Source organism: Paenibacillus sp. MMS20-IR301 (genome assembly GCF_032302195.1).
GTDB lineage: Bacteria > Bacillota > Bacilli > Paenibacillales > Paenibacillaceae > Paenibacillus_AQ.
Genome location: NZ_CP135275.1, coordinates 14,146 through 37,584, shown reverse-complemented (window position 1 = coordinate 37,584; position 23,439 = coordinate 14,146). Strand labels below are relative to the sequence as shown.

The following is a 23,439-nucleotide window of genomic DNA, read 5'->3' as shown; positions in this document are numbered from 1 at the left end:
TTGATGATACGGTGAGCTTCAGCTGATTGCATTTTCTGCAATAGAATTGGCAGTATCCCGGGCTAAATCTCATTCTGCTGCATTTTGTGCAATTGATTTTCGGCTTTCTGCCAATAAACACTGGTTTCAATGAATTTAATTGTACAAAATGCAGTAGATCCCATTTAGGGACCGCTTAAAGGTTCATCTAATGTACAATGTGCAATAGAAGCAGACTTTTGCCTCACCAGAACTCCACTTCTCCTCATCCGGGGGACGTTCACACACAATTTCCGCCTAAAGGGCAATATGAGCAGCCGCTTGCCAATGTTTGCTTGGACCTCACTCCCGTCTCCTGATTAAGTTTCTTATAGTAACTAGTAGTTATCCCGAAATGGCGGACATACCGCCTACTCTGAAATAGCAGTTGGAAAAATGTATCTTAATTTAGCTGTTTCGGTACGTATGCGGGAATTAGATGGATAAACGTCATTTAATTTCGGGCATTTCTTCTACTTTGGCTAATAAGTCTTATATTAAGTGCTGTTTTTCCAACTATTGTTTGAGAAAGACTTTTTCATTCATGAATAAGTGGACAAAATCCAATTATTTCCTGATGCTGTTGGAGACAGAGCCTAGCCGATGCGGTTCCCTGTGTCTTGATCCGCCTCAACGGATTTGCCTGCATTTTTATTTATCTACAGTACCTAAGCAAGCAAAATCCCCCAAGCGCTAAGCCGCTTGGGGGATTCTTCATGGTCGCTCTTACTGCCCGCTGTAAATATTGTACAGCAGTACTGCCGCTTCTGCGCGGCTGGCTGTATCGGCGGGATGTATCATTCTGCCGATACCCTGAACCCATCCGGCTGCCAGCATCCGGTTGACTGCCTCTGCCGCATACCCGGCCACATCGCCCAGATCGCGGATGTCTGCTGCAGTTACTCCCGAGGCTGCACCGGCGGCAGACGTCAACGCTGTGCCGCTGCCTGCGGCTGACGATGAACCGGCTCCTGCAAGCGCAAGCGCCCGGTCCGTCATGACGATCATTTCCTGTCTCGTCACCGGTGCACCCGGAGTAAAGCTTCCATCGGTGTTGCCGCTGACAATGCCCAGAGCCTGAGCGGCAATCACTCCTTCATAGTAGTAGCTGCCTGGCAGCACATCTGAGAATCCGGGTGCGGATACGGTTGCCCCGCTGCTCTCCAGCCCGAAGGCACGCAGCAGCATAAGGGCATAATCCGCTCTGCTGACGGCTGCGCCCGGAGCAAAGGCTCTATCAGAGACGCCGTTCAGGATGCCCTTGGCCGCCAGTACCTCTACAGGCCGGCTTGCCCAGTGTGCTGCCCCCAAATCTGCAAAGGACTTGCGGTTAAGGACAACCGCATAACTGCTGAAGTGGCGTACCTTAAAGGTTACTGCTGCGGTGTCGGGACTATAGCGGCCTCCTGTAACCGGATGGCTTGTCCCCTGCCCATCAATATGCCATACAGCCAGGAATTCAGCATTTAGCAGTTCTGTCGCAGTCAGCTTATAAGGAATACTGACCTCAACCTGCGCAGAGCTATTCTGCCAGCTTAGCTCCTTACCACCGCTGCTGAGGGAGAGGTCCACTGCTGGTCTTCCGCCGTTTGCCTTAGTAATCCCGGCAGATTGCGCAGCTATGTCTGCTGTTGAAATCTTCAATATTACCGTGTCTCCCTGCACCGCCTGCCCAGCATCCAGCATGCCGGCTGGAAGAACCACTGTAGCGAATGCCGTTTGAATCTCCAGCGTCTGCCCCTGCGCCGCAGCGCCCAGAGCCGCAGCAGGCAAGGAAACTTCATAAGCTTCAGCACCTTCAGCCGGGTTAACGGTGAGCGTTACTCGCTTCCCGTTATCGCCTTCCGCTGCTGCAAGGGTAAGCGCCTGCTTCAGCGCTTCCTGAGTTACTGTCACCTTAGCCGTTACTGCTCCTGCAGGGGACTGCGAATTCGCCGTCAGCTTCCCGCCGCTGACCGTCACCGCCGGCTGCACAGCAACGCTGCTGCCGGTAACTGCCGCTGCTGCACCCGGTACCGGATCGTTCCCCGGATTTGCTCCCGGATCGGTCCCCGGGTTCGTCCCAGGGTCAGTCCCCGGGTCTGTTCCCGGATTCGTCCCCGGGTCTGTTCCTGGATTCGTCCCCGGATCTGTCCCTGGATTCGTCCCCGGGTCTGTTCCCGGTTCCGCCGTATCAACAATCTGGATATCTACGGGCGCATCCTTGCCCTGATTGAAATCAAATACCAGTGTCAGCTTACCCAGCGCCTGTTGCATCAGGTAAGAAGGCTCAATACTGTACACACTGCCGGTGACACTGTAATCCGCCTCACTCAGCGCCGCCTCGCCGTTACGGATGGCTAAGAGCGTGTTGCCGTTCCGCTCAACTCCGATCTCAACTGCTTCGCGCTTAGCCGGATTCTTATCGAAGACCGCGCTCAGCGGACTCACTGCAGCATCCTTAATTCCAGGCTCAGGCTCAACAGGAATGTAGGTTCCTTCCCAGTTCACCGTGATGAGATAAGTTCTGTAGTCTGTGCCGTCTGCTGAAGCCGTGGTCACGGCAATTTCACTGCTGCTCTCCTTGAGCAGAATTTCGCCCGAAGTGGCGCCGCTTTCCACTACTATCCCGTTCACACGGATCTCCGTACCGGGTGCTCCGGCAAACGGCAGCACCTTCAGCCCGTAGACACTGGCCGGCACTGTAACAGCATAGCTGTCTTGATCATAAGCAAATGCCGGCGAGACCGGCAAAGCCTCACCCTTACTTCCTTTAATCTGCAGATCCCGCAATGTAGAGTCAAGAGCGGCAGGTGTCCGGTGAATCGTCACATTTACGGTCTGCTGCGTCACGCCATCTTCGGCGGTAACCGCTACCGGAATGGTATTGATCCCTTCCTCCAGTATAATCTTGTCCGCAGGCACTCCGCTTACAGCCGGCAGGCCGTTAACCGTCAGCGAAGAGATATTCGGACTGTCCGCTGCTACAGTCAGCTGCACAGCGTCCATGAAATAAGGAACCTCCAGGCTGTAGTCCTCTCCCTGCTTCAGCAGCGGGCCAAGATCCGCCGTGACACCGGTAATTGCGGCATCGTTGCGCTCATAAGGAATACCTTGATAGAGCTGTACATTATCGATATAGGCTGTGCCGTAATTGGAACTGTTGGCATAATAGTCGATCCGGCCGATATCGGGAATTTTATTGCGGAAGGCAGCCTGTTCTGCCACCTGCACATCGTCGACATAAAGATCGAACCGGCTGGACCCGGTGTTCATCACCAGCCGCAGACTATACCATCTCCCCGGTTCATAAGGCATCAGGTTGGTTGAGGTTCCGCCCTTATACGCAACAATCTGACCTTTGGAGAAAGCCAGGGACACCCCAACGTTCGTGCCCGCTGTTCCGGCACTGCTGTAAATATAAGGAACACTGATCCAGTTGGTGCTGCCCGCATTATCGAGCTTCATGACATCTGCCGTCAGCGTAACCACACCCTTGAGGCTGCCGGCGGCAAAGGACTGTGACATGGAGGTGTTGCCGCTGTTGCTGCTGCGGGTAAGCTTAATGCTTTTATCGGCGGCACTCGGCAATTCTGCTGCCCCGACATTGCCCCCGTTAGTAGTTACCGTCCAGGGCTCACCCGGCTTGGCATCTGTAACCAGGTCATTGAAGCCGGAAGCACTCAGCAGCTCCGCCTGCTTACTGACCACGTACAGATCAGTTACAGCTGTAGTGAGCGCCGGCTCCACCTGAATGGCGGATGCCGCTGCTGTTCTGTAGCCCTCTTTTGCCGCAGAGACGGTATAATTCTCCCCTACCTCCACCGCCGGGAAGCTGTACAGGCCGTCAAAATCACTCTCAGCGCTCTGTACCGGGATTCCGTCATACATGAGCGTCACTGTCACTCCCGCCGCCGCAGCCAGCCTTCCGTCCAGCACCTTCCCTGTGACCGCACCTGTTGCCGCATTGGAAGTCAGCCTGAGATCACGGGTAATTACATTACCTGCCGTTACCGTGAAGCTGCCGGTTTCACTGTCCGAATAGCCGGTCTTCACCGCCTTAAGATTCATGCTGCTGCCGGCAGCGGCATCCTTGATTACATAATAACCGGAGCTGTCTGTTACACTGTGCAGTCCGCTGCCGGACAGATCACTGAGCGCGACTCCGCTCATGCCTTTGCCTGCACTATTCGTTACGCGGCCCGCCACAGTCGCCGTATCCATTGAGGCATCATAATACTCGAATGCTCCAAGATCCGCGTTGCCGTTATAGAGCGGCTGGCCGGCGAAATCCTTCAGGCCGGAGGCCGCACCCTCCAGAATATTCACTCCGCGGTTGATCAGCACTGATTCCGGCTTAAGCTGGTATACGCTTCCAAGCCCGCTTAAGGCGGGGCCTGCCGCTTCCGAACCGGATACTCCCTTGCCCGGATCACTTAGCAGCGGATTGCTGGTCAAGGCATGGAGATCACCGGCCGGAGGCGTAAGTGTACCCGTTGTAGAATAATAACTGTTGTTGTCGTAGGTAATTGTCGGGCTTACCGTCAGTTCCTGAACCGCCCGTGCTGTATACAGAATATTGTTGCGGATGTTGTAGGTGGCATTCAGCGAGGTGCCGTAGCCGTAGATCATATACCCGCTGGTGTCATTGTAGATCGTATTGTTGTATATTTCGGCTACTGCCTTTTTGTCCGAATGGAGGTAAATCGGGTACCTTGTATTACTCTCCAGCACATTGTAGCGGATGATGGTATCCCCGAAGCTGAACTGGCAGATCAGGATGCCGTCCCCGTTGTCGTGCACGTAGTTGTATTGAATCAGCATTTTGGTAGTGCCCTTATCAGGGTCAATCCCGTTGGAATCGGCTCCGCCCGCCTTCTGGGAGGTCTTGAATACCTCGTTATACTGGATCGTTATGTCATCCGCATAATAGGTCTCTATTCCCGAGGTGCCGGCCCCTTCTACCACGTTATCCTCAACGACCGCACCTCTCACCCCGGTCAGGTACATCGCGTTGCAGCCGAAGGCTGTATCCTTCTGCGTAATATAGTTCCCGCGGATAATGATGTTCGTATGCGGGGTGAACTTGGGATCAGTCTCGCTGTCGCGCGTTCCCCAGCCGGTGCTTACAATACCGCTGCTGTCCCCGCCGCCGTCACCCGCATACTGCTTGAAGATGATGCCCCCAAACGATGTGTTTTTGACCGTAGAATTCTCAATAATCACATCATTGAACACTGTCGCCTGCAGCGGATGCTGCGGATCAGCCACCGTAGTATCAAAGACGATACCTCCGGTTTTCTTTGAGCCGTCCCAGCCGGTCTTGAAGCGGATCCCCGGGTCCGGTACAGCCGGTACCGTACCGCTGATCCAGGCAATCTCTCCTGATACATCATGCACATCTACACCGCTGATCCGGAAGTATTCCAGCCTGCCGGCATCAGCGCCTGTGACATGAATCCCGCGGAAATCGCCAAGTGACTGGGCAAAGCTGCCCGTTACCGGTGCGGTATTGGACACATCCAGATTACGGATCTCCCAGTACTGCTGATTACGGAGTGTAACCGCATCGGCATATTGCCCGTTTGCCTTAATCTTCGGCTTAGCCCCGCTGCCGTAGCGGTCAATAATAATCGGCTTTCCGTCACTGCCCGAGCCTTTCGGCGCCAGTGTCTGGCCGTTCCATTCACTGCCTGACTTCAGCAGAATCCGGTCTCCCGGCTGAAAAACTATGGCATTCACTTTATTAAGCGTCCTCCACGGGCTGCTATCCGACGTGCCCGGATTGCTGTCGCTGCCGGCTGTGCTGTCTACGTAATAGACAGTGCCTGAAGCCGGGCTTGCCTCTGCCGGGCCTGCGCCCGGAAATAGCCCGCACAGCATTGCCGTGATGATCAGCATGGACAGCCATGCTTTGCTTTTACCATACCTGATTGCTCTCATAACTTTAACTAACCTCCCTGTTACTAATATTCGCGCCTTCCCAAGAAAGCGTTATCATCAATACTTCGCCAATTATATAGGATCCTTCTGCAGCTCCATGAGAGAGAAAAGAATTAGAATCTTTCACTTTAGAACACAAATTGCGGTGAATCCGGCGCTTCCCTTTGGTTTTTGTCATTTTTTGCAAGATAAAATAATCTGCGTGAACCCGATTCAGAACAAACCCGCCCCGAGGCGAACTTAACCGTTACTCGCTTCTCCCCGTAAAGACCTGGCCCCTGTCAAGAGAGCTGGCACAACATTGTTCAGGTTAATCGCTTAGCGTAACGGACAGGAGCGACCTTAAGCTGTCGAAAAGCGCCAGAGTTCCGGTTCTTGCGGACATCAGCGCCGTTATTTCACCGGAAAAGTATCCGCGCTTCCGCATACATACATTCAGCTTTTGACCGGGGAAATCAGGTATGCATTAAAAAACCAGCCGCCCGGGCGACTGGTCTCGTTTCCCCATTATTTAGTTTCTGCTGCGTATTGCTCGGCGAGCTTCAGCAGCTCTTCGTAAGCTTTGTCCGGAGTGGATTGCTTGAACTGCAGCTTCTCGACAATCGTCTTATAGTCGTTCTTGAAGTTCCCCCAGCCCTGCGGGTCATTGATGAACTGCTGTGCATCCGGCGTGACTTTGTTCAGGAAATCAAGCGAAGTTTTGTCGGCATCACTGAAGGTAGGCGTAAGTGCTTCTATTACCTTGGAGTTAACCGGTGTACCGCGGGTCAGGCCCAGTGTCTTGCCGGCTTCCTCGTTGTTTACGAACCAGTCCACGAACTTGACCGCCTCAGCCTGGTTGGCCGACTGGGCATTGACACTCCAGAACATTCCCGGCTTCAGCCAGCCGCCTGCTTCGGTACCGTATGGCATGGAGGCGTAACCGAAGGCACCGGGCTTCAGTGCTTCAATCGAGCCTACCTGGTTAGAGAACAGATGGCGCACCACAGCATTGCCGTTAATGACGCTGTCCAGCTGCGGGTCAAGCTCTTTATCGGTCGTAGTGATATCCGCCGGAGTGAGAATGCCTTTGTCGCGGAGCTCATTCATCTTGGTCATGAAGCCGATCCATGTATCCTTATCAATGCTGAGGTTGCCGTCGGCATCGAAGATATAACCTTTGCCCATGCTGTATTGATAGGCAGTATAGTCTACGAGATCGGCGCTCTGGTCAGCGAACACATATTTATCCTCGCCGAGCTTCGCTTTCGCCGCTTCACCGAATGCATAATAATCATCCCAGGTCCAGCCGAAGTCCGGCGCTTCCAGGCCCAGCTTCTCGACCACAGTCTTGTCATAGACCATTCCAAGTGCGGCAACCCCCAGCGGCATGGCGTACTGTACTCCGTTTACTTTACCGCCGTCTGTGGTAGCTCCCTCGATATTATCCGTATTGACATCCTTGAGATCCGCCAGCAGCCCTCTGGCCGCGTAGTCATTCAAATAAGCCGCATCCATCTGGATGATGTCCGGCGCGCTTTTGGCTGAATATTGCACTGCCAGCTTGTCGAAATAGCCGTCCCAGCCGGAGAACTGTGTCTGGAATGTAACATTGCTGTTCAGCACCTTATATTGGTCAAGCGCCTTTAATGTAGCATCATGTCTCGCCTGTGAGCCCCACCAGGTTACGGTGAGTGTAACCGGCTGGCCGGTGTCTCCGCCTGCAGCCGAAGCTGCCGGGGCTGTTGTTGCCGCAGGTGCGCTGCCCCCCTCTGTAGTATTGCTGCTGTTGTTCCCGCAGGCTGCTGTAGCGGCAACCATTGTCATTAAAGCGATTGCAAGAAAACTCTTCTTAACCTTCTTCTGCATTTCCTTTTTCCCCCTTCTGTCAGCTTAGCCAACATTTATAGGTCGATATTATCATCGGGGCCAATTAGCGTATAGAAGAGTAATGAACACAAATCTTTCAATATCCACTTCAAACTAGCGTTTGATCAGCTCGCTGGGACTGACCCCGCAATACTTCTTGAACAGGGTGCTGAAATAAGGAACATTCTGGTAACCGACCATTTCCGACACCTCATAGATCAGGTGGTTGCCCTCCAGCAGCAGTGCTTTGGCCTTCTCAATCCGCACCCGGATCACATAGTTGGTGAAGGTCTCGCCGGTCACTTTTTTGAACAGCTGGTTTAAATAGTTCTTGGAAATATACAGCTGCGAGGCCAGAACCTCCAGAGTAATATCTTCAGCGTAATGCTTATGGATATATTCGGTCATGAATTGTACGGCCTTGCGGTGCTTCTCCTGAATCGCCGGTGCTTGCGCCCTGCGCAGGCTGCGGATCTGCGTTTCCAGCCAGTCTTCAATCTTCGGCAGCTCTGTCAGCTCACTCAGCTCGCGCAGGGCCAGCCCTTCCTCGTCGCTCCGGCCCGGAAGCCCGGCCATCAGCATAATATTATGCAGCATCGTCCATACCTCGGCTGCCAGCATCCGGAAGGATACCGGATCAGGCTGGGCCGGCTGCCTATGCTGCAGATACAGCCTAATCAGCTGCATGACCTCATCATCGCGGTCCTCCCGCAGCGCTTTGGTCATGCTCTGATAATAATCGGTCAAGAGCGGCATTTCGCCGGCACGCTCAGCTGGCCCGCTGCCTGAGGCCTCCCCGGCGGTATCCCCGTCACCGGACGGCCCCTGCTGCGGCTGCTTGGCGAACATCCGCTGCATGGCCTCTTCACCGGAAGCCTTAATGCCGCTCCAGCCGGATTTCACCTCTCCGGTTCCGAAGCGGACCTCAAGCCCGAGATAGGTCTTCATGCTGCCGACCATCAGCTCCCCGAGCCGTCCGGCCGCCTGGACAATCTCCGCCTCAGCCTGGTGCACCGGAGAAGGCAGCAGCAGGGCCGCATGATTGCCGAACAGCCAGACGAAGCAGAATTCCGGCCACTCCCGGCTGAACACCTCACTGGCGATGTTGGATACGGCAAATTTGAACAGGCTCCAGTCCGCCAGTGAGATGCTGCGGATGCGTTCAGTCCACAGCACCTCCATAATCAGCACCGTGAACTTCCGTTCCCGCAGCAGCTCGGGCGGCACTGATACTGCGGAGCTCTGGCCCCAGCCGTTCAGCTCGCCTGCCAGCCATTCTTCGAGACATAATGCTTCGCGGCGCTCCGGGGACGGCGCGCTTCCAAGCTCCAGGCGCTGCAGATAGGTTTCCTCCAGCTTCTCAATCGTTTCCGACAGGACGCTGCGGATCTGCTCCACCGTCACAGGCTTGGTCAAATAATCATCTACCCCGAGGCGCAGCGCCGTCCGGGCATATTCGAAATCATTGTAGCCGCTCAAGATGACAAACCGTCCGGCGAATCCGCCCGCCTTCAGCTGTTCAATCATCTGAATCCCGTTCATTACGGGCATATAAATATCTGTCAGCACTATATCCGGATTAACTTCGGCGATCAGCTTCAGCCCTGCCTCGCCGTCGATAGCTTCACCGGCGAATTCGGCATCCAGCTCCGCCCAGGGAATCACCTTGCGCAGGCCCCGGACGACCTGGAAATCATCATCAATGATCACTACTTTCCACATCTTCAGCTCCCCCTTTCAGCGATGGTGTATAGACTAGCGGCAGAAGAATAACGGCCTGTGTGCCGCCTTGCGGGGAGTTGCCCAGGGTGAAGCCGTAAGCCTCCCCAAACAGCGCAGTAATCCGTTCGCGGACATTCCGCAGACCATATCCGCCCTTGGCGCTGCGCTTCTCCTGCCAGTTCTCCTGCAGCTGGCGCCCGTTATCAGTCACGGTAATCTGCAGCAGCTGCCCCTCCGCCTGTACGCTGGCTGCAATAGACAATGAAGCTTGCCGCTTGCCGTGGAAGCCGTGAATGAAGGCATTCTCGACGAACGGCTGCAGAATGATTTTGGGGACAAACAGATTCCTGCACTCCTCTTCTATCCGCAGGCGGTAGTCGAGGCCCTCCTCCCAGCGGATCTTCTGGAACTGCAGATAGCTCTCAATATGGGCCAGCTCCTCTGACAGCGGCACGAGGCTGTCGCTGTTCGAGAGGGCCAGCCGGAAGAACTGCCCCAGATGCGCCAGCATGCTGCTGATCTGCGGCTGCGAGGCCTCAATCGCCATCCAGTTGACCTGATCCAGCGAATTGTAGAGGAAATGGGGATTAATCATCATCTGCAGCGCTTTGATCTCGGCGGCCCGCTGCCGCTCATGCTGCTCCTCCAGGCTCTCATACAGCTCCTCGATCCGGTAAGTCAGCTTCTCGTAGCCCTGGAATAAACGGCCGAATTCATTCTTGTAATCCTCCGGCAGCGGCGTGCGCTTGCTCAGGGAGAAATTGCTCATCGCCTTCAGCAGCAGCCCGATCGGCTTGACGAACTGGCGTGACAGGAACACAGCCAGCAGCAGAATCAGCACGATGGTAGCGATTCCAAGAGCCAGAATGATCTGGGTCTGCTTCAGGCTGCCCGCAGTAATCTGGCTCCAGGAGGTGATCTCCACCAGCGACCACTGCGAATCCAGCGAGGAGGACCAGACCAGAAATTCATCGCCGGTCCGCTTGGCGCCATTCGTCTGCGATTCCAGATGCCGCTCTATTTGTGCCTCATTATCCAGGAAGAAGGCCGGATCACCGGTCGCTGTAATCAGCTTGCCCGTGGCATCCAGCAGTGCCAGATTAGAGCGGTTGTCCTCCGTAGCAATCAGCGACTGGAACACCGGCACACGCACATTAAAGATCATCACCGCAACCGAGCGGTTGAAGCGGTTATAGACCCTGCGGGCGAAGCTGATGACCGAGGTGTCCCCGCTGTTGGTCTTGATGGTCCGCTCTCTCAGCCAGCTGTAGTCGGAGCTCCGGAGATCCTCATACCAGTCCTCCTGCTCCATTTGGGCCAGCGGCAGAAACTGGACATAGTCCTGCACGCTGTAAGCAGGCTTCATATCGGAATAGACATGAATCGACTGCAGAATCGGCATGCCGTAGACATAATTGTTAAGCTGGGAGCGGATGCCTGCCTGTCCCCGCACCTTGTCATACTGCGTGCCGTCCAGCATTTTCTCATATGCATCACTCAGGTTCTGCGCAGCGGTGTTGGAGCTTTGTTCAATATCTGCGAGATTGGTGTTCAGCTTCTTGTGCAGCTCAATGAGCAGCTTCTGTTGGTAATAGGAGGTATTGTCGGCAATTTCCCTGGACCCGCTTACATAACTGAAAAAAACAGTCACGCTGACCAGAGCCGCCACAATCAGCGCGAAGCCGAAAAAGAACACAACATCGATACGCAGCGTTTTGAAGGGGTTGACCCTCATGCGGAAAACCTCCTGAATTTCTGATCTGTAGAGAAAACGGCGAGTAATCGCAAAAGAAAGCCGCGAGTCATCGCAGCTTTAAATTGTTGCCTATAATTATTTACAATCCGGCAGAGGCCGCCGGCTAGCCTTTCAGCGCCCCCGCAGACATCCCCTCCACAAAATGCTTCTGGGCGAGGAAGAAGATCAGCACGGACGGAGTAATGGACAGCAGCGACATCGCCAGCATCTGGCCCCACGGCACTGAACCCTGCGAATCTATGAACAGCTTAAGCGCGAGGTTGATTGTATATTTTTCAACAGTATTAATATAAAGCATCTGCCCGAAGAAATCATCCCAGTTCCACAGGAAGGCATAGATCGCAACGGTAACCAGAGCAGGCTTTACGAGCGGTATCATAATTCTCCAGTAAATGCTGAACCAGGAGCAGCCGTCGATTTTGGCCGCCTCGTCGAGCTCTTTCGGGACGGAGCGCATAAACTGGACGAGCAGATAGATGAAGAACGGGCCGCCGATCCCGCCTGCGAACAGATGGGGAATGTAGAACGGCAGATAGGTGTTGATCCAGCCCCAGCCGCTGAACATCACGTATTGCGGGACAATCGTTACCTGTGTCGGCAGCATCAGGGTCACGAGCATGATGGCGAACCAGAAATTGCGCAGCGGGAAGTCCAGCCGGGAGAAGGCAAAGGCAACCAGACTGCACGAGATTACACTTGTGAACAGCACGCCGAGCACCAGCTCGAACGTATTGAGATAGAAATGGGCAAACGTAAAGTTCGGCACCGAGACCCAGCCCTCGGAGAAGTTGGCCCAGTGGGGGACTTTGGGAAACAGATTCGCAGAGCTCATCTCCGCATTCGTCTTCAGCGAGGCGCCCAGCCACCAGAAGATCGGGTACATCATAATCAGACTGACAACCAGAAGCGAGAGATGCGTAACGATACGTTTGCTAGAACTGGTGGCTTCCATTATTTCTTGCCTCCTTGCGATTCATAGAACACCCAATATTTCGAAGTTCCGAACAGCACTGCGGTGAACAGGCCGATCAGCACCAGCAGCACCCAGGCCAGCGCCGAGGCATAGCCCATATGGAACTTGGTAAAGGCTTCCTCATACAGGTACATTACATAGACAAATGTGGATTTCACCGGACCGCCGTTTGTGATGACAAAGGCCTGGGTAAACATCTGGAACGTATTGATCATCGTCTGAATGGCATTGAACATAATGATCGGCGAGAGCATCGGCAGTGTGATCGAGATGAACTGGCGGAATTTGCTTGCCCCGTCTACGGATGAAGCTTCATACAGATCACCCGGGATTTGCTTAAGTCCGGCCAGGAAAATGATCATCGACGAGCCGAACTGCCACACCATCAGCAGAATCAGCGTACCCAGCGCATACTTCGGATCAGCAATCCAGGCCGGCCCTTTAATGCCGAACAGCGAGAGGAAGTCATTGATGAAGCCGTTGCGGCTGAAAATATTTTTCCAGAGAATGGATACCGCGATGCTTGTGCCGATCAGTGACGGGAAATAGACCATCGTCCGGTAAAAGCTGATTCCCCTGATCTTCCGGTTCAGCAGCATGGCAATCGCCAGGGCAAACATCAGGCGCAGCGGCACGGTCAGCAGCACGAAGGTAATCGTAATCTTGAGTGAAGACGGAAATACATCATCCTGGGTGAAAATCCGCGTGTAATTGGCCAGCCCGACCCATTTCGGCGCTTCCAGCAGCGAGTAATCGGTGAACGAGTAATACATCGACATCACCATCGGCCCCAGGGTCAAGAGGAAGAACCCTATCAGCCACGGCGAGAGAAACAGATACCCGGCGAGTGGTGATTCCCAGCGTTTGATCCGCTTTTTGCCGGACGGAACCGGTTTCAAAGAACCCGCAGGGGCTTGCTTTACAGCAGCATTGTTCATGAACTTTACTCCTATCTTCCTTCTGTATCGGAACGTTTCTTTCATTATAGGTTGGCCTGTTCAAGGCTTGAAGGAGAGTAATGAATGCTTTTCTTTCACTATTCATCAATTGCGGGCAAAGACAGGATAGCGGTTACGCAGACCGGCTGCAAAAATACTTAAAAAAAATACTAATTAATTCTGAGAGATTAGAAGCCAGGCGGGGCTTGATTTCAGCCTGTTTTGGCGCCATTTCCGGCGGCCGCAAGGGTCCGTAAACCTATTGACTTTTCAATATATGGTAGTAAAATGATTAAACGCATCTAAATATAGTGTATATAATAGAAAAGCCAATAAATCCAGTAAAAAGGCCCGTTCTCATTTGTCAAGTGAAACGCGCTATCTGTTATAGGAGGTTAGGAATGATGTTGATTGCTTACGACTCCAAGACCGGCAATGTCCGGCGGTTCATCAATAAGCTGAAGCTGCCGGCCGTGCAGATTGAAGAGCATATGACGATTGACGAGCCTTACGTGCTTGTTACATATACCACCGGATTCGGCCAGATTCCAGCGAAAGTCTCTTCATTCTTAGAGAAGAACCATTCCCGGCTTAAAGGCATTGCCGCGAGCGGCAACAAGAACTGGGGAGAGCTGTACGCGCACAGCGCAGATTTGATTGCAGAGCGTTACAACGTACCGGTAGTCGGCAAGTTCGAGCTGTCGGGGACATTCGGTGATGTGGAAAGAATTAAACAGGAGGTGAGCCGGGTTGCGGCATATTGAACTGAACAACATGTTAATGAAGAGAGACGAGAGCGGCTTTTTCCAGCTTGATAAGGACCAGGAGGCGGTAGCCGAGTTCATGGCAGAGGTAGGGCGGCGCAGCCTGACCTTCACGGATACGAAAGCCAAGGTTGATTATATGATCGCAAATGATTACTACGAGGACCTGTACGACCGTTACAGCGCGGCTGAGATGGAGGATGTCTACCGGATTGCCCACGAATATAATTTCCGGTTCCCTTCCTATATGGCGGCTTCCAAGTTCTATACAGACTATGCCGTCAAAACCAATGACCGTAAGCAATACCTCGAGCACTATCCGGACCGTGTAGCGGTCGTGGCCCTGCATCTGGGACGCGGCAATGTGGAGACTGCCCGTACGTTAGCCCGCTCGATGATGGAGCAGCGCCTGCAGCCGGCTACGCCGACCTTCCTCAATGCCGGCAAAAGCCGCCGCGGCGAAATGGTCTCCTGCTTCCTGCTGGAGATGGATGACTCGCTCAACTCGATTAACTACGTGCTGAACACCTGCATGCAGCTGTCCAAGATCGGCGGCGGCGTTGCCGTCAATCTGTCCAAGCTGCGCTCGCGCGGCGAGACGATCAAGGGTGTTGAAGATGCAGCCAAGGGCATTATGCCTGTCCTGAAGCTGATGGAAGACGGCTTCTCCTATGCCGACCAGATGGGCCAGCGCAAAGGCTCTGGAGCCGCTTACTATAACATCTTCGGCTGGGATGTACTGGAGTTCCTGGACAGCAAGAAGATCAACGCCGACGAAAGAACACGCCTGAAGACGTTGTCTATCGGCCTGATCGTGCCGAACCGCTTCTACAAGCTGGCACAGGATAATCAGCCGCTGCATGTGTTCGCTCCTTATACCGTGTATCAGGCGTACGGCACACATCTTGATGATATGGATCTGGATGAAATGTATGATACCCTGCTCGCCGATCCGCGCGTAAAAAAGAAAATCGCCATGAGCGCACGCGACATGCTGACCAAAATCGCCATGATCCAGCTTGAATCGGGCTATCCTTATATTATGAACAAGAGCAATGCAAATAGCGCCCACGCCCTGAAGAATGTCGGCCAGGTCAAGATGTCGAACCTGTGCACCGAGATTTTCCAGCTGCAGGAGACTTCGGAGATCAACAACTACGGAGAGCAGGATGTCATCCGCCGCGATATCAGCTGCAACCTGGCTTCCCTCAACATCGTGAACGTCATGGAGCACGGCAAAATCCGCGAATCCGTTCATGAAGGCATGCTCGCCCTGACCGCAGTCAGCGATATGACTACCGTCTCGAACGCTCCCGGTGTAGCCAAAGCGAATAAAGAGATGCACTCGGTCGGCCTTGGCGTAATGAACCTGCACGGCTACTTCGCCAAGAACAAGATCGCTTATGAAAGTGAGCAGGCCCGCGACTTCGCCCGCACCTTCTTCATGACGATGAACTTCCACTCGATTGAGAAGAGTATGGAGATTGCTGCGGAAACGGGTGAAACGTTCTACGGATTTGCTGAATCCGATTATGCGAGCGGCGAGTACTTCGAGCGTTATATTACAACGGATTACACTCCGGTTACGGCGAAAGCGCAGGAGCTGTTCCAGGGCATCGCAATTCCAACCCAGGAAGACTGGAAGCAGCTGCGTGATAACGTGATGAAGAACGGACTGTACCATGCTTACCGTCTGGCGATTGCACCAACCGCGAGCATCTCCTATATCCAGAATGCCACGTCCAGTGTAATGCCGATTGTGGAGCAGATCGAGACCCGTACCTATGCGAACTCGACCACATACTATCCGATGCCTTATTTGCGTCCGGACAATGTGTTCTATTATAAATCCGCGTACCAGATGGACCAGTTCAAGGTGATTGACCTGATTGCGGAAATTCAGCCCCATATCGACCAGGGTATCTCTACCGTCCTGCATGTGAACAGTGATGTAACGACCCGTGAGCTGGCCCGCTCTTACCTGTATGCGGCGCATAAAGGGCTGAAATCCCTGTATTACACCCGGACCAACAAACTGTCTGTCGAGGAATGCCTGGCCTGCTCGATCTAAGAACAGCACAGGCACAGAAAGGGAGAATAACTAATTATGAGCGCAATTAAAGCCGTGAACTGGAACCGTCCCGACGACGATTTCTCGCTGATGTTCTGGAATCAGAATATTATGCAGTTCTGGACCGATGACGAAATTCCATTATCCGATGACAAAATGTCCTGGCTCACACTGAGCGAAGTGGAGAAGGACTCTTATATGAAGGTGCTGGGCGGACTGACCCTGCTTGATACGATTCAGGGCGGCGTCGGCATGCCGCAGATTATGGAGCATGTGGACGGCTTGCAGCGCAAGGCGGTCCTCGGCTTCATGGGGATGATGGAGCAGATCCATGCGAAGTCCTACAGCAGTATTTTCACCACTCTGGCTTCTACCGAGGAGATCGACAGCATCTTCCGCTGGGTGGAGGATAATACGTTCCTGCAGTTCAAGGCAGAGACGATCTCGGAATACTACAAGAAGATTGAGTCGCCAAAAGATCTCTATCTCGCCATGGCCGCATCCGTACTGCTGGAGAGCTACTTGTTCTACAGCGGCTTCTTCTACCCGCTCTATCTGGCCGGCCAGGGCAAAATGACCTGCAGCGGCGAGATCATCGACCTGATCCTGCGCGATGAGAGCATCCACGGCGTCTACGTCGGCGTACTCGCCCAGGAGATCTTCGAGGAGCTGTCCGAGGATGACCAGCGCGATGTGTACCAGACTCTGGTTGGCCTGCTGCGCCTGCTGCATGCCAACGAGGAGCAGTACACTGAGCAAATTTACGCTCAGATCGGCCTTGTGGAGGAAGTGAAGACCTTCCTGCGCTACAACGCCAACAAGGCGATGATGAATCTGGGTCTTGACCCGCTGTTCGCTGAGGAAGAGATCAATCCGATCGTCCAGAACGGAATCAGCACCCACACCAAGCAGCATGATTTCTTCTCCAAGAAGGGCAACGGCTATGTGCGTGCGATGAATGTTGAGCCTTTGCGGGATGAGGATTTTAATTTTTGAGATAAGCTGAATTAAAGAACTAACGTAAAGCCTGCTCGTCACTGCGGTGAACATTTGGACTTCCGGCCGCTGTTGTATACAGATTTCCTGATTATAACCGCTGTTTGCGGTAGAAATCCGTATACAAAGGCGGACGCTATCGCTCCTACAGTTCCAAATTTCCCCTCCGATCCTTCTAGCTTTTGGTTATTATCTTTTATTTATCTTATAGGGGTTTAGGTAGAAAAGCCCCCGGCAGCTTGGACAAGCTGCCGGGGGCTTTTTGCGACATTATCCTTGCGGGATATTAATTCAGATCCTCCTTTATTTTATAACGGACGGCAAGGAGACCGCACAATAGAATAAACGTAACTGCGACGCCGGCCGTATGCAGAGTGTCCGCTGCACTATTGAAATCCTTAACCCGGACGATCGTGCTAATGAGCAGATATTTGGTCAGCTGAACGCCGCCGATCTGGGATTCGAGCGCAGCCAGCAGCATGCCTATAACATTCAGGGCCAGTATGAATCCGGCTGTCAGGCTGACCAGCAGATTCTTAGCGATCATGGCAATACAGAGGATAAGCAGCGAAAATGCCCAGTGCAGCAAAAATTGGCTGCTGAGCAGCTTCAGGAGATACGCAAAGTCACCCATATCCGTATTCCCTAAAAACAGCCTTCTGCCAATCCAATCCGCAATCAGCAATGTAAGGAACATCATAGATACAAAAACACCGAGGATCACTATTTTTGATAATACAGAATAGATTCTTGCTTTTCTCATAGAGATATAGTTCTTATAGAAGCCGGAGTTCCACTCGCTCATATAAAAATAGACCGTGAACACCGCAATGTAGATCAGCATCCATGAGGGCGGCTGTGAGATCGTATATTGGATGAAGTCACTCTCATTTAAGCTGCCGATCTGGATCCCCCCCTCTTCCGGCGGCTGCGCATATTGCTGCATCATATAAATACCGAAAATTTGGAACGCGCAGAAAATTAGCAGCAGCAGATACATAATTTTATTACGCCTGAAGCGGTGCCAGTCCATCTTGAGGAGATTAATCATGGCGGCCACCTGCACTTCCGGTTATTTCCAGAAAATATTGCTCCAGGCTCTGCTTCTGCTTGGTTATCGAATCTACCATTACTCCGTGTTCTGCCAGCACCTTTACGATCTGCCGGATTTGAACATGCCCGTCGTATACATACACCGCCCCGTTGCCGATCACCTTAAAGTTCCTGATTTCCAGTTCCCGCTCCAGCACCGGCAGTGCCATGCTGGCTTCCTCTAATATGATTTCAATCCGTTCCTCGCAGCTCTGCTGCAACTCATCTTTGGTGATTACCTGGACAAATTCTCCCTGATGGATGATGACATACCTGGTTGCGATTTTGGATAGCTCCTCAAGAATATGGCTGGAGATGAGGATCGTTAAGCCGGTCTGGTTCAGCTCCAGGATCAGCTGTCTGATCTCTACAATCCCCTGTGGATCAAGTCCGTTAATCGGCTCATCCAGAATCAGTACATCCGGACTCCCAAGCAAGGCAACTGCTATACCCAGCCGCTGCTTCATGCCCATGGAATAGCCTTTAACCTTAGCCGTACTCTTACTGTCCAGCCCCACCAGCTGCAGCAGCCTCTCTATCTCTCTATCCTTGTCCCTGAGGCCATAAGCAATAGCCAGCAGATTCAGATTCTCATAGGCTGAAACATTGGGGTACAGCCCGGCATCCTCAATCAGCACACCCATCCGCTCGAAAAAAGACTGGTCCCCGGCCGCAGCACGGTTAAAGAAATGCAGCTCCCCCGAGGTCGGATAAATCAGTCCGCCGATCATCTTGAGCAGCGTTGATTTTCCCGCTCCATTTTTACCGATAATTCCGACAATTTCACCTCTGTATATCTTGAGATCGGCATTCCGTACCGCAGCTTTTGATTTGTAGCGCTTGGTAAGCCCGCACAGTTCAATAATGCAATCTGTCATGGCCGCCACCTCCTTATCCTTAAGTTAATAGGATGAAGACTAAGATATCGCCAACAAAAGGTTAAGAAAGTTCAAAGCCGCTCACTTGCTCAGCCTGAAGCCGATGCCCCAGATCGTGTCGATGTATGAATCGCTGTCATAGCGTTTGATTTTATTGCGGATATTGCTGATATGCACCGTTATCGTTTTGTCCTCGCCAAGGTACATTTCCTCCCAGGCCAGCTCATAGAGATCCTGCTTCGTGAACACCCGGGTAGGATTCCTGACCAGCAGTTCAACAATTCTGTACTCCTGCCGGGTCAGATTAAGCGCTGATCCATGAATTTTAACACTGTAGGCAGCGGTGTCCAGCACCAGCTTCTTATGTCTGAATTCATTCACCGGCTCGTCGGCAGCCGTCCGCTGGATATGGACATGGATCCGAGCGGCCAGTTCTTCCAGCTCAAAGGGCTTGGTCACATAATCGTCAGCGCCCAGCGTGAACAGGTTCAGCTTATGATCCAGCTGGTCCTTGGCCGAAAGGATGATCACCGGAACTCCTGACTTCAGCTCCTTGCGCAAGCTGTGCATGAACGCCTCCCCCGACAATCCGGGCAGCATCAGATCGAGTACAATGAGGTGGTACTCCTGCTCAGCCAGATTCAGCATTCCCTCACTGCCTGAATATGCCCGGGTACACAGAAATCCTGCAGCTGCAAGTCCATCATGAATGATCCCGTTAATATGCGGGTCATCCTCGATAATCAGAATTCTCCGGTTGTTCCCGTTAACGCCCATGGACATGCTCCTTTGCCGTTTTCCCGAATGCCGTGGTGAGGCTAAAAGTATCCTCTATACATTCAGCCTTTGTATATCCGTTCATTTTTGCGGCCAGCGCCTTCACAATGGAGAGTCCCAGCCCGGAAGAATGCATTGTACGCGATGGATCTTCTTTATAGAAACGGGTAAAGACCTTGTCAATATCCACTCTGCTGCCTGCCTTAAGCCGGTTAGTGAAGCGTATACAAAGATTATCTTGCCTGTCTTCATACGCAACGGATAATGGGCCGTCCCCATGAATGAAATAGTTGCTGATGATATTGGCAAATACCCGCTCTACAGCATTCATATCCCCGCTCACCATAACAGGCTTTTCCGGCAGCTGAAGTTCAGGCTCATACCCGCAACGCGTGAAATCCTCAATAAAGGTGAACAGGCTCTGCTTCAGCACATCCATAACGTCAACAGGCTGCAGTTCAAAGATATATTCCGGATTCTGCAGCTTCGTATATAAGAACAGCTCATCCACCAGCTTGATGATCTGTTTTATCCTCGACTGGGCAAGCGTTACATACTGGTTCATGTCCTGGTGGGCCGCCGCCCGCAGTGCTAATTGCAGATAACCATCCAGGGAAGTGAGCGGTGTCCTGATATCATGAGACAGGCTGATAATGGTGGAGTTCATCTCCTGGTTCTTCCGGGTGAACTGCTCGTCAAGCGCTCTCTGCCGATTCAGGAGGGTATTACACTCACTAACGAGATGATTGATTTCCCTGGGCTTTAACTGCGTAGCAATGAACTTAAGCGATTGATGCTCCATAATAAAAGACAGCTGATTGCCAATCTGGTGAATCTGGCTTTTGTAGTTGAGCAAGTAGACAGTTTGCACTGTCAGCAGCAGCAATAGAAGTCCTGTCAGAATAACAAGGATACGATCACTTCCTCTCTTATGATCTTATTATATACGAATAAGGATTCTCAGTTTAGGCGATAGCTTCTAGTAGATCATATCTTTGAACAAAAAACAGGTCAATCATGGCAGTATCTGACCATAATTGACCTGTTATATTTAACATTTTTCCGTCTCATCGTATAGTTTCTCTAAAAATCTTCCAGTTCCTTTATTATAGCCCAATCAATTCCTTCTTTCAGATTAGCATCTATTTCTTCTAATAATTTGAAACCTTCCTGTTCCATCCCTTCGTCCTGTCCTATTAAGGTAAAATATTGTTTTTTAAACTGTACGAACCAAAAATAAATACTATAGTAAATACTTTGTTTATCCAGAGGAATTAAGTTTACATTTGTTTTCAAAAAGGAATACCGTGAGAACAATTCATTTAACCTGTTATCATCAATATTTTCATTGTAAAACTCACTCAGCTTCTCATCAGAAATTAATTGCTTCATTTCGTTTTCTTTTAAAATTTTCATCTGCTACACCTGGCCACCTTTACTCAGGAAAATATCTAACAACTATATCGATATTCTTTGATCCAAATAAATTTGTCAATTGTTCCACAGCTTCAGCATCAGAGACAAGCCATTCAACCTTATAACCTGCCGCCAGTGCTGAAACTTGTTGTCTTAATGCCTCCTGCAATACCTTTGCCTTTGCGAATTCCGGCAAGTCATCTACATGATAGAATGATTTTGGCTTCATGATAAGCTTTCCATCTTGAAGCACATCAACTACAAGATTTTCAAACTGAACGTAACCTCCATTAGGATGGGGAAGATAGTAACTTTCGTTATTAGGATTTATCTTCAATTCGTAGCCATCTACTCTTGGATTACTTTGGGGTATTCTTTCTCCAAAGAATCCCTTCCCATATGGTCGTGCATTAATATCATTTATCCCCCATTTAATCTTTGTATCATACTTGCCAACTTCTCCCGCACCCTCAATCTTCCCGGCCTTCCCGTCCCCCAGCCCGTCCATCTCACTCAGACGATGCTCCTGCACCGGATTCTTGAGCAGCGGATCCGTATCCGGGATGTGCTTCCCAGCGCTGAAGGTGAACCCTTCCGGTGTCGTTAAGAATGGATTCAAGCCCGGGAATTTCTCGCTGTTCTGCAGAACCTTACCCAGGTCCTTGACTCCGGCCAGCGCTTTATACGCCAGCCCCTGCACACCATCCATGACCTGTCCTAACTTGCCGCTCTTCGTTACCGAGACTCCCGGCAGCAGGACAGAAGCCGTTGCTCCCAGCATCGCTGCCCGTTCCTCCGGTGTCCCTTCCTCAAAGTTATGGTACACCGTCTTCGCCGCTTCCACCAGTACCTCCGGATGGCTGATCAGGTAATTCGCCTGGTCCAGCACTTCCTGCGTGGTTTGCTCAGGGTCTACGACCAGACGAAAGGCGAACTTCGCCGTGTCTACAGCGCCCATAACCGTCTCTTTAAGCAGCGACTCGGTAAAGGCTACCGCGACCGCATCTGCCTGTACAACTTTCTTCCGCCATGCTGTCATCCCATACGTGTCTTCCAGCCATCCGAGGTACATGGTATACATCGGGGTGAGCTGGGCATCCGGGTCATATATCTTGTCCATGAAATAGGCCAAGGTTGTCTCATTCTCTTTGTTTTTTGCCGTGATGACCGTTCCATCCGGCAGCTTCACCGGCGGACCTGCCAGCTGCTGCTCGGCTGCGGCCTGTGCCTCCGCAATTTTCGCAGCCTCTGCCAGCTGAACCTCCAGCCTTTTGGCCGGCAGCTGACTCTTCGCCCACTGGCCTTGAATGCCCGGCTCCATCGCCATCCGCAGCAGCAGCAAATACGATTCATCCTGCAGCAAGGGAATGCTGGCGGCTGTGACCGACGGATCATATTCACAAGCTTTCACCGCCGGTTGCCTGAAGCAGCTGCTCCAATCTTTTCCCGGCTCCGCCAGCAGCTTGTTCACACCAAGGGAGATCAGCTTCTTGCGGGCCTCTTCCGCCGATTGATGTACAGCCGCCATCTGCGCCTTGTTGCCGAACGCCTGGTAGACCGAGTAAGCCGTCTGCGCTTTGGCAATCTGATTCCGAGCTTCGCAGATCCCAGTCAGTTTCAATTGTGCGGTAAACCAGTCTATGCTGCCAAACGTCGACGCCTTCAAAGTCACCTCCAGCTTCTGCATTGCCGGATCGCGGCTAAGCTCATCCTTGCCTGATATCGTTGCTACGCTGGTAATCAGCTTCATAACTGCGGTCAGGGCAGAGGCCGGAAAAGCCGCTCTTCCGGTTATTGGGCTTCCGCCCAGCCGGCTAAGCAGCCCGCCAAGTGCAGTGAACTGCTGCGTCAGCTGATCCGCCTGCCGCTTGTTCTCCTCCTGTACCTTCTGGACTCCTTGAACTGCAATGCGTATCAGGTCCTCCAGCTTTTCCGCTTCCGTGGTCAGCTCATTAATGAGCACCTGGGCCTGCAGCAGATAGGAGCCCAGCGGGAGCCCGCTCCAGCTGCCGGCTTGACCTCTGAATTGCAGATACAGCCGGTTGGTGTCCTGGCTCACCTGTCCGATCTTCGTCCGCAGACGTCCTGCTTCCTCTGCACTAAAGATCATTTTTGCGGAAGACAACCCCATCCCCCTTTTCAGCATCCTTCATGGCCAGTTTCATTCCCTATGTAGTTATAGTTGGTTTATCGGTTTTATTTTCCAATATATTTAGTAATATCCAGTAGAAATCATAGCCTGCGGATATGCCGCATTTGTAAGAAACA

15 protein-coding genes are annotated in these 23,439 nt (G+C 52.3%); 3 read left to right on the top strand and 12 right to left on the bottom strand.

What is annotated here, in order from left to right; all coding sequences use genetic code 11:
• Nucleotides 1–744: 744 nt before the first annotated feature.
• The 6 genes from LOS79_RS00130 to LOS79_RS00105 all read right to left on the bottom strand — a co-directional run bounded on the left by LOS79_RS00130 (nucleotide 745) and on the right by LOS79_RS00105 (nucleotide 13,177).
• Entirely contained in the window at nucleotides 745–5,940 is a 5,196-nt protein-coding gene (locus tag LOS79_RS00130) for an S-layer homology domain-containing protein (RefSeq protein WP_315415403.1), read from the bottom strand.
• Between the two features lie 507 nt (nucleotides 5,941–6,447).
• Nucleotides 6,448–7,788, bottom strand: coding sequence for an ABC transporter substrate-binding protein (locus tag LOS79_RS00125; RefSeq protein ID WP_315415401.1), 1,341 nt, complete (start codon nucleotides 7,786–7,788; stop codon nucleotides 6,448–6,450).
• Nucleotides 7,789–7,902: 114 nt separating this feature from the next.
• On the bottom strand, nucleotides 7,903–9,510 hold the full coding sequence (locus LOS79_RS00120; protein WP_315415400.1) for a response regulator transcription factor: 1,608 nt from the start codon (nucleotides 9,508–9,510) through the stop codon (nucleotides 7,903–7,905).
• Complete coding sequence (locus LOS79_RS00115) at nucleotides 9,488–11,245, bottom strand: sensor histidine kinase (protein WP_315415398.1); 1,758 nt, start codon at nucleotides 11,243–11,245, stop codon at nucleotides 9,488–9,490. Before LOS79_RS00115 ends, LOS79_RS00120 begins: the two co-directional genes overlap by 23 nt.
• A 124-nt stretch (nucleotides 11,246–11,369) precedes the next feature.
• Complete coding sequence (locus LOS79_RS00110; protein ID WP_315415397.1) at nucleotides 11,370–12,218, bottom strand: carbohydrate ABC transporter permease; 849 nt, start codon at nucleotides 12,216–12,218, stop codon at nucleotides 11,370–11,372.
• Nucleotides 12,218–13,177, bottom strand: coding sequence for a carbohydrate ABC transporter permease (locus tag LOS79_RS00105; protein ID WP_315415396.1), 960 nt, complete (start codon nucleotides 13,175–13,177; stop codon nucleotides 12,218–12,220). The genes LOS79_RS00110 and LOS79_RS00105 overlap by 1 nt, the downstream gene beginning before the upstream one ends.
• Before the next feature lie 404 nt (nucleotides 13,178–13,581).
• Between LOS79_RS00105 and nrdI the strand changes: the two genes are divergently transcribed.
• The 3 genes from nrdI to nrdF are packed head-to-tail and all read left to right on the top strand — an operon-like array spanning nucleotide 13,582 to nucleotide 17,008.
• Nucleotides 13,582–13,941 carry a class Ib ribonucleoside-diphosphate reductase assembly flavoprotein NrdI gene (gene nrdI, locus LOS79_RS00100; RefSeq protein ID WP_315422579.1) on the top strand — a complete coding sequence of 120 codons (360 nt, stop codon included), beginning with the start codon at nucleotides 13,582–13,584 and terminating at the stop codon, nucleotides 13,939–13,941.
• Entirely contained in the window at nucleotides 13,928–16,012 is a 2,085-nt protein-coding gene (gene nrdE, locus LOS79_RS00095; RefSeq protein WP_315415395.1) for a class 1b ribonucleoside-diphosphate reductase subunit alpha, read from the top strand. Before nrdI ends, nrdE begins: the two co-directional genes overlap by 14 nt.
• Nucleotides 16,013–16,048: 36 nt before the next feature.
• Nucleotides 16,049–17,008, top strand: coding sequence for a class 1b ribonucleoside-diphosphate reductase subunit beta (gene nrdF / locus LOS79_RS00090; RefSeq protein WP_315415394.1), 960 nt, complete (start codon nucleotides 16,049–16,051; stop codon nucleotides 17,006–17,008).
• A 286-nt stretch (nucleotides 17,009–17,294) separates the two neighbouring features.
• On the opposite strand, the gene LOS79_RS00085 is transcribed toward nrdF, so the two are convergent.
• From LOS79_RS00085 to LOS79_RS00060, 6 genes are all read right to left on the bottom strand, one after another.
• A complete protein-coding gene (locus LOS79_RS00085) occupies nucleotides 17,295–18,059 on the bottom strand; it encodes an ABC transporter permease (RefSeq protein WP_315415393.1) in 765 nt (254 codons plus the stop codon).
• Nucleotides 18,052–18,978: an ABC transporter ATP-binding protein gene (locus tag LOS79_RS00080; RefSeq protein WP_315415391.1), complete on the bottom strand. Its 927-nt coding sequence runs from the start codon at nucleotides 18,976–18,978 to the stop codon at nucleotides 18,052–18,054. The genes LOS79_RS00085 and LOS79_RS00080 overlap by 8 nt, the downstream gene beginning before the upstream one ends.
• Before the next feature lie 81 nt (nucleotides 18,979–19,059).
• A complete protein-coding gene (locus tag LOS79_RS00075; RefSeq protein ID WP_315415390.1) occupies nucleotides 19,060–19,755 on the bottom strand; it encodes a response regulator transcription factor in 696 nt (231 codons plus the stop codon).
• A complete protein-coding gene (locus LOS79_RS00070; RefSeq protein WP_315415389.1) occupies nucleotides 19,745–20,611 on the bottom strand; it encodes a sensor histidine kinase in 867 nt (288 codons plus the stop codon). Before LOS79_RS00070 ends, LOS79_RS00075 begins: the two co-directional genes overlap by 11 nt.
• A gap of 227 nt (nucleotides 20,612–20,838) precedes the next feature.
• Nucleotides 20,839–21,171, bottom strand: a complete 333-nt coding sequence (locus LOS79_RS00065) for a hypothetical protein (protein WP_315415387.1) — start codon at nucleotides 21,169–21,171, stop codon at nucleotides 20,839–20,841.
• 19 nt (nucleotides 21,172–21,190) lie between these two features.
• The gene (locus tag LOS79_RS00060) at nucleotides 21,191–23,281 is read right to left on the bottom strand and encodes a hypothetical protein (protein WP_315415385.1); all 2,091 of its coding nucleotides are present in this window, start codon (nucleotides 23,279–23,281) and stop codon (nucleotides 21,191–21,193) included.
• Between the last annotated feature and the right edge of the window lie 158 nt (nucleotides 23,282–23,439).

What these genes read in the sequence shown, in the direction of transcription:
- LOS79_RS00130 (WP_315415403.1), bottom strand. Translation starts at nt 5,940, where the DNA reads ATGAGAGCAATCAGGTATGGTAAAAGCAAAGCATGGCTGTCCATGCTG.
- LOS79_RS00125 (WP_315415401.1), bottom strand. Translation starts at nt 7,788, where the DNA reads ATGCAGAAGAAGGTTAAGAAGAGTTTTCTTGCAATCGCTTTAATGACA.
- LOS79_RS00120 (WP_315415400.1), bottom strand. Translation starts at nt 9,510, where the DNA reads ATGTGGAAAGTAGTGATCATTGATGATGATTTCCAGGTCGTCCGGGGC.
- LOS79_RS00115 (WP_315415398.1), bottom strand. Translation starts at nt 11,245, where the DNA reads ATGAGGGTCAACCCCTTCAAAACGCTGCGTATCGATGTTGTGTTCTTT.
- LOS79_RS00110 (WP_315415397.1), bottom strand. Translation starts at nt 12,218, where the DNA reads ATGGAAGCCACCAGTTCTAGCAAACGTATCGTTACGCATCTCTCGCTT.
- LOS79_RS00105 (WP_315415396.1), bottom strand. Translation starts at nt 13,177, where the DNA reads ATGAACAATGCTGCTGTAAAGCAAGCCCCTGCGGGTTCTTTGAAACCG.
- nrdI (WP_315422579.1), top strand. Translation starts at nt 13,582, where the DNA reads ATGTTGATTGCTTACGACTCCAAGACCGGCAATGTCCGGCGGTTCATC.
- nrdF (WP_315415394.1), top strand. Translation starts at nt 16,049, where the DNA reads ATGAGCGCAATTAAAGCCGTGAACTGGAACCGTCCCGACGACGATTTC.
- LOS79_RS00085 (WP_315415393.1), bottom strand. Translation starts at nt 18,059, where the DNA reads ATGATTAATCTCCTCAAGATGGACTGGCACCGCTTCAGGCGTAATAAA.
- LOS79_RS00080 (WP_315415391.1), bottom strand. Translation starts at nt 18,978, where the DNA reads ATGACAGATTGCATTATTGAACTGTGCGGGCTTACCAAGCGCTACAAA.
- LOS79_RS00075 (WP_315415390.1), bottom strand. Translation starts at nt 19,755, where the DNA reads ATGGGCGTTAACGGGAACAACCGGAGAATTCTGATTATCGAGGATGAC.
- LOS79_RS00065 (WP_315415387.1), bottom strand. Translation starts at nt 21,171, where the DNA reads ATGAAAATTTTAAAAGAAAACGAAATGAAGCAATTAATTTCTGATGAG.
- LOS79_RS00060 (WP_315415385.1), bottom strand. Translation starts at nt 23,281, where the DNA reads ATGATCTTTAGTGCAGAGGAAGCAGGACGTCTGCGGACGAAGATCGGA.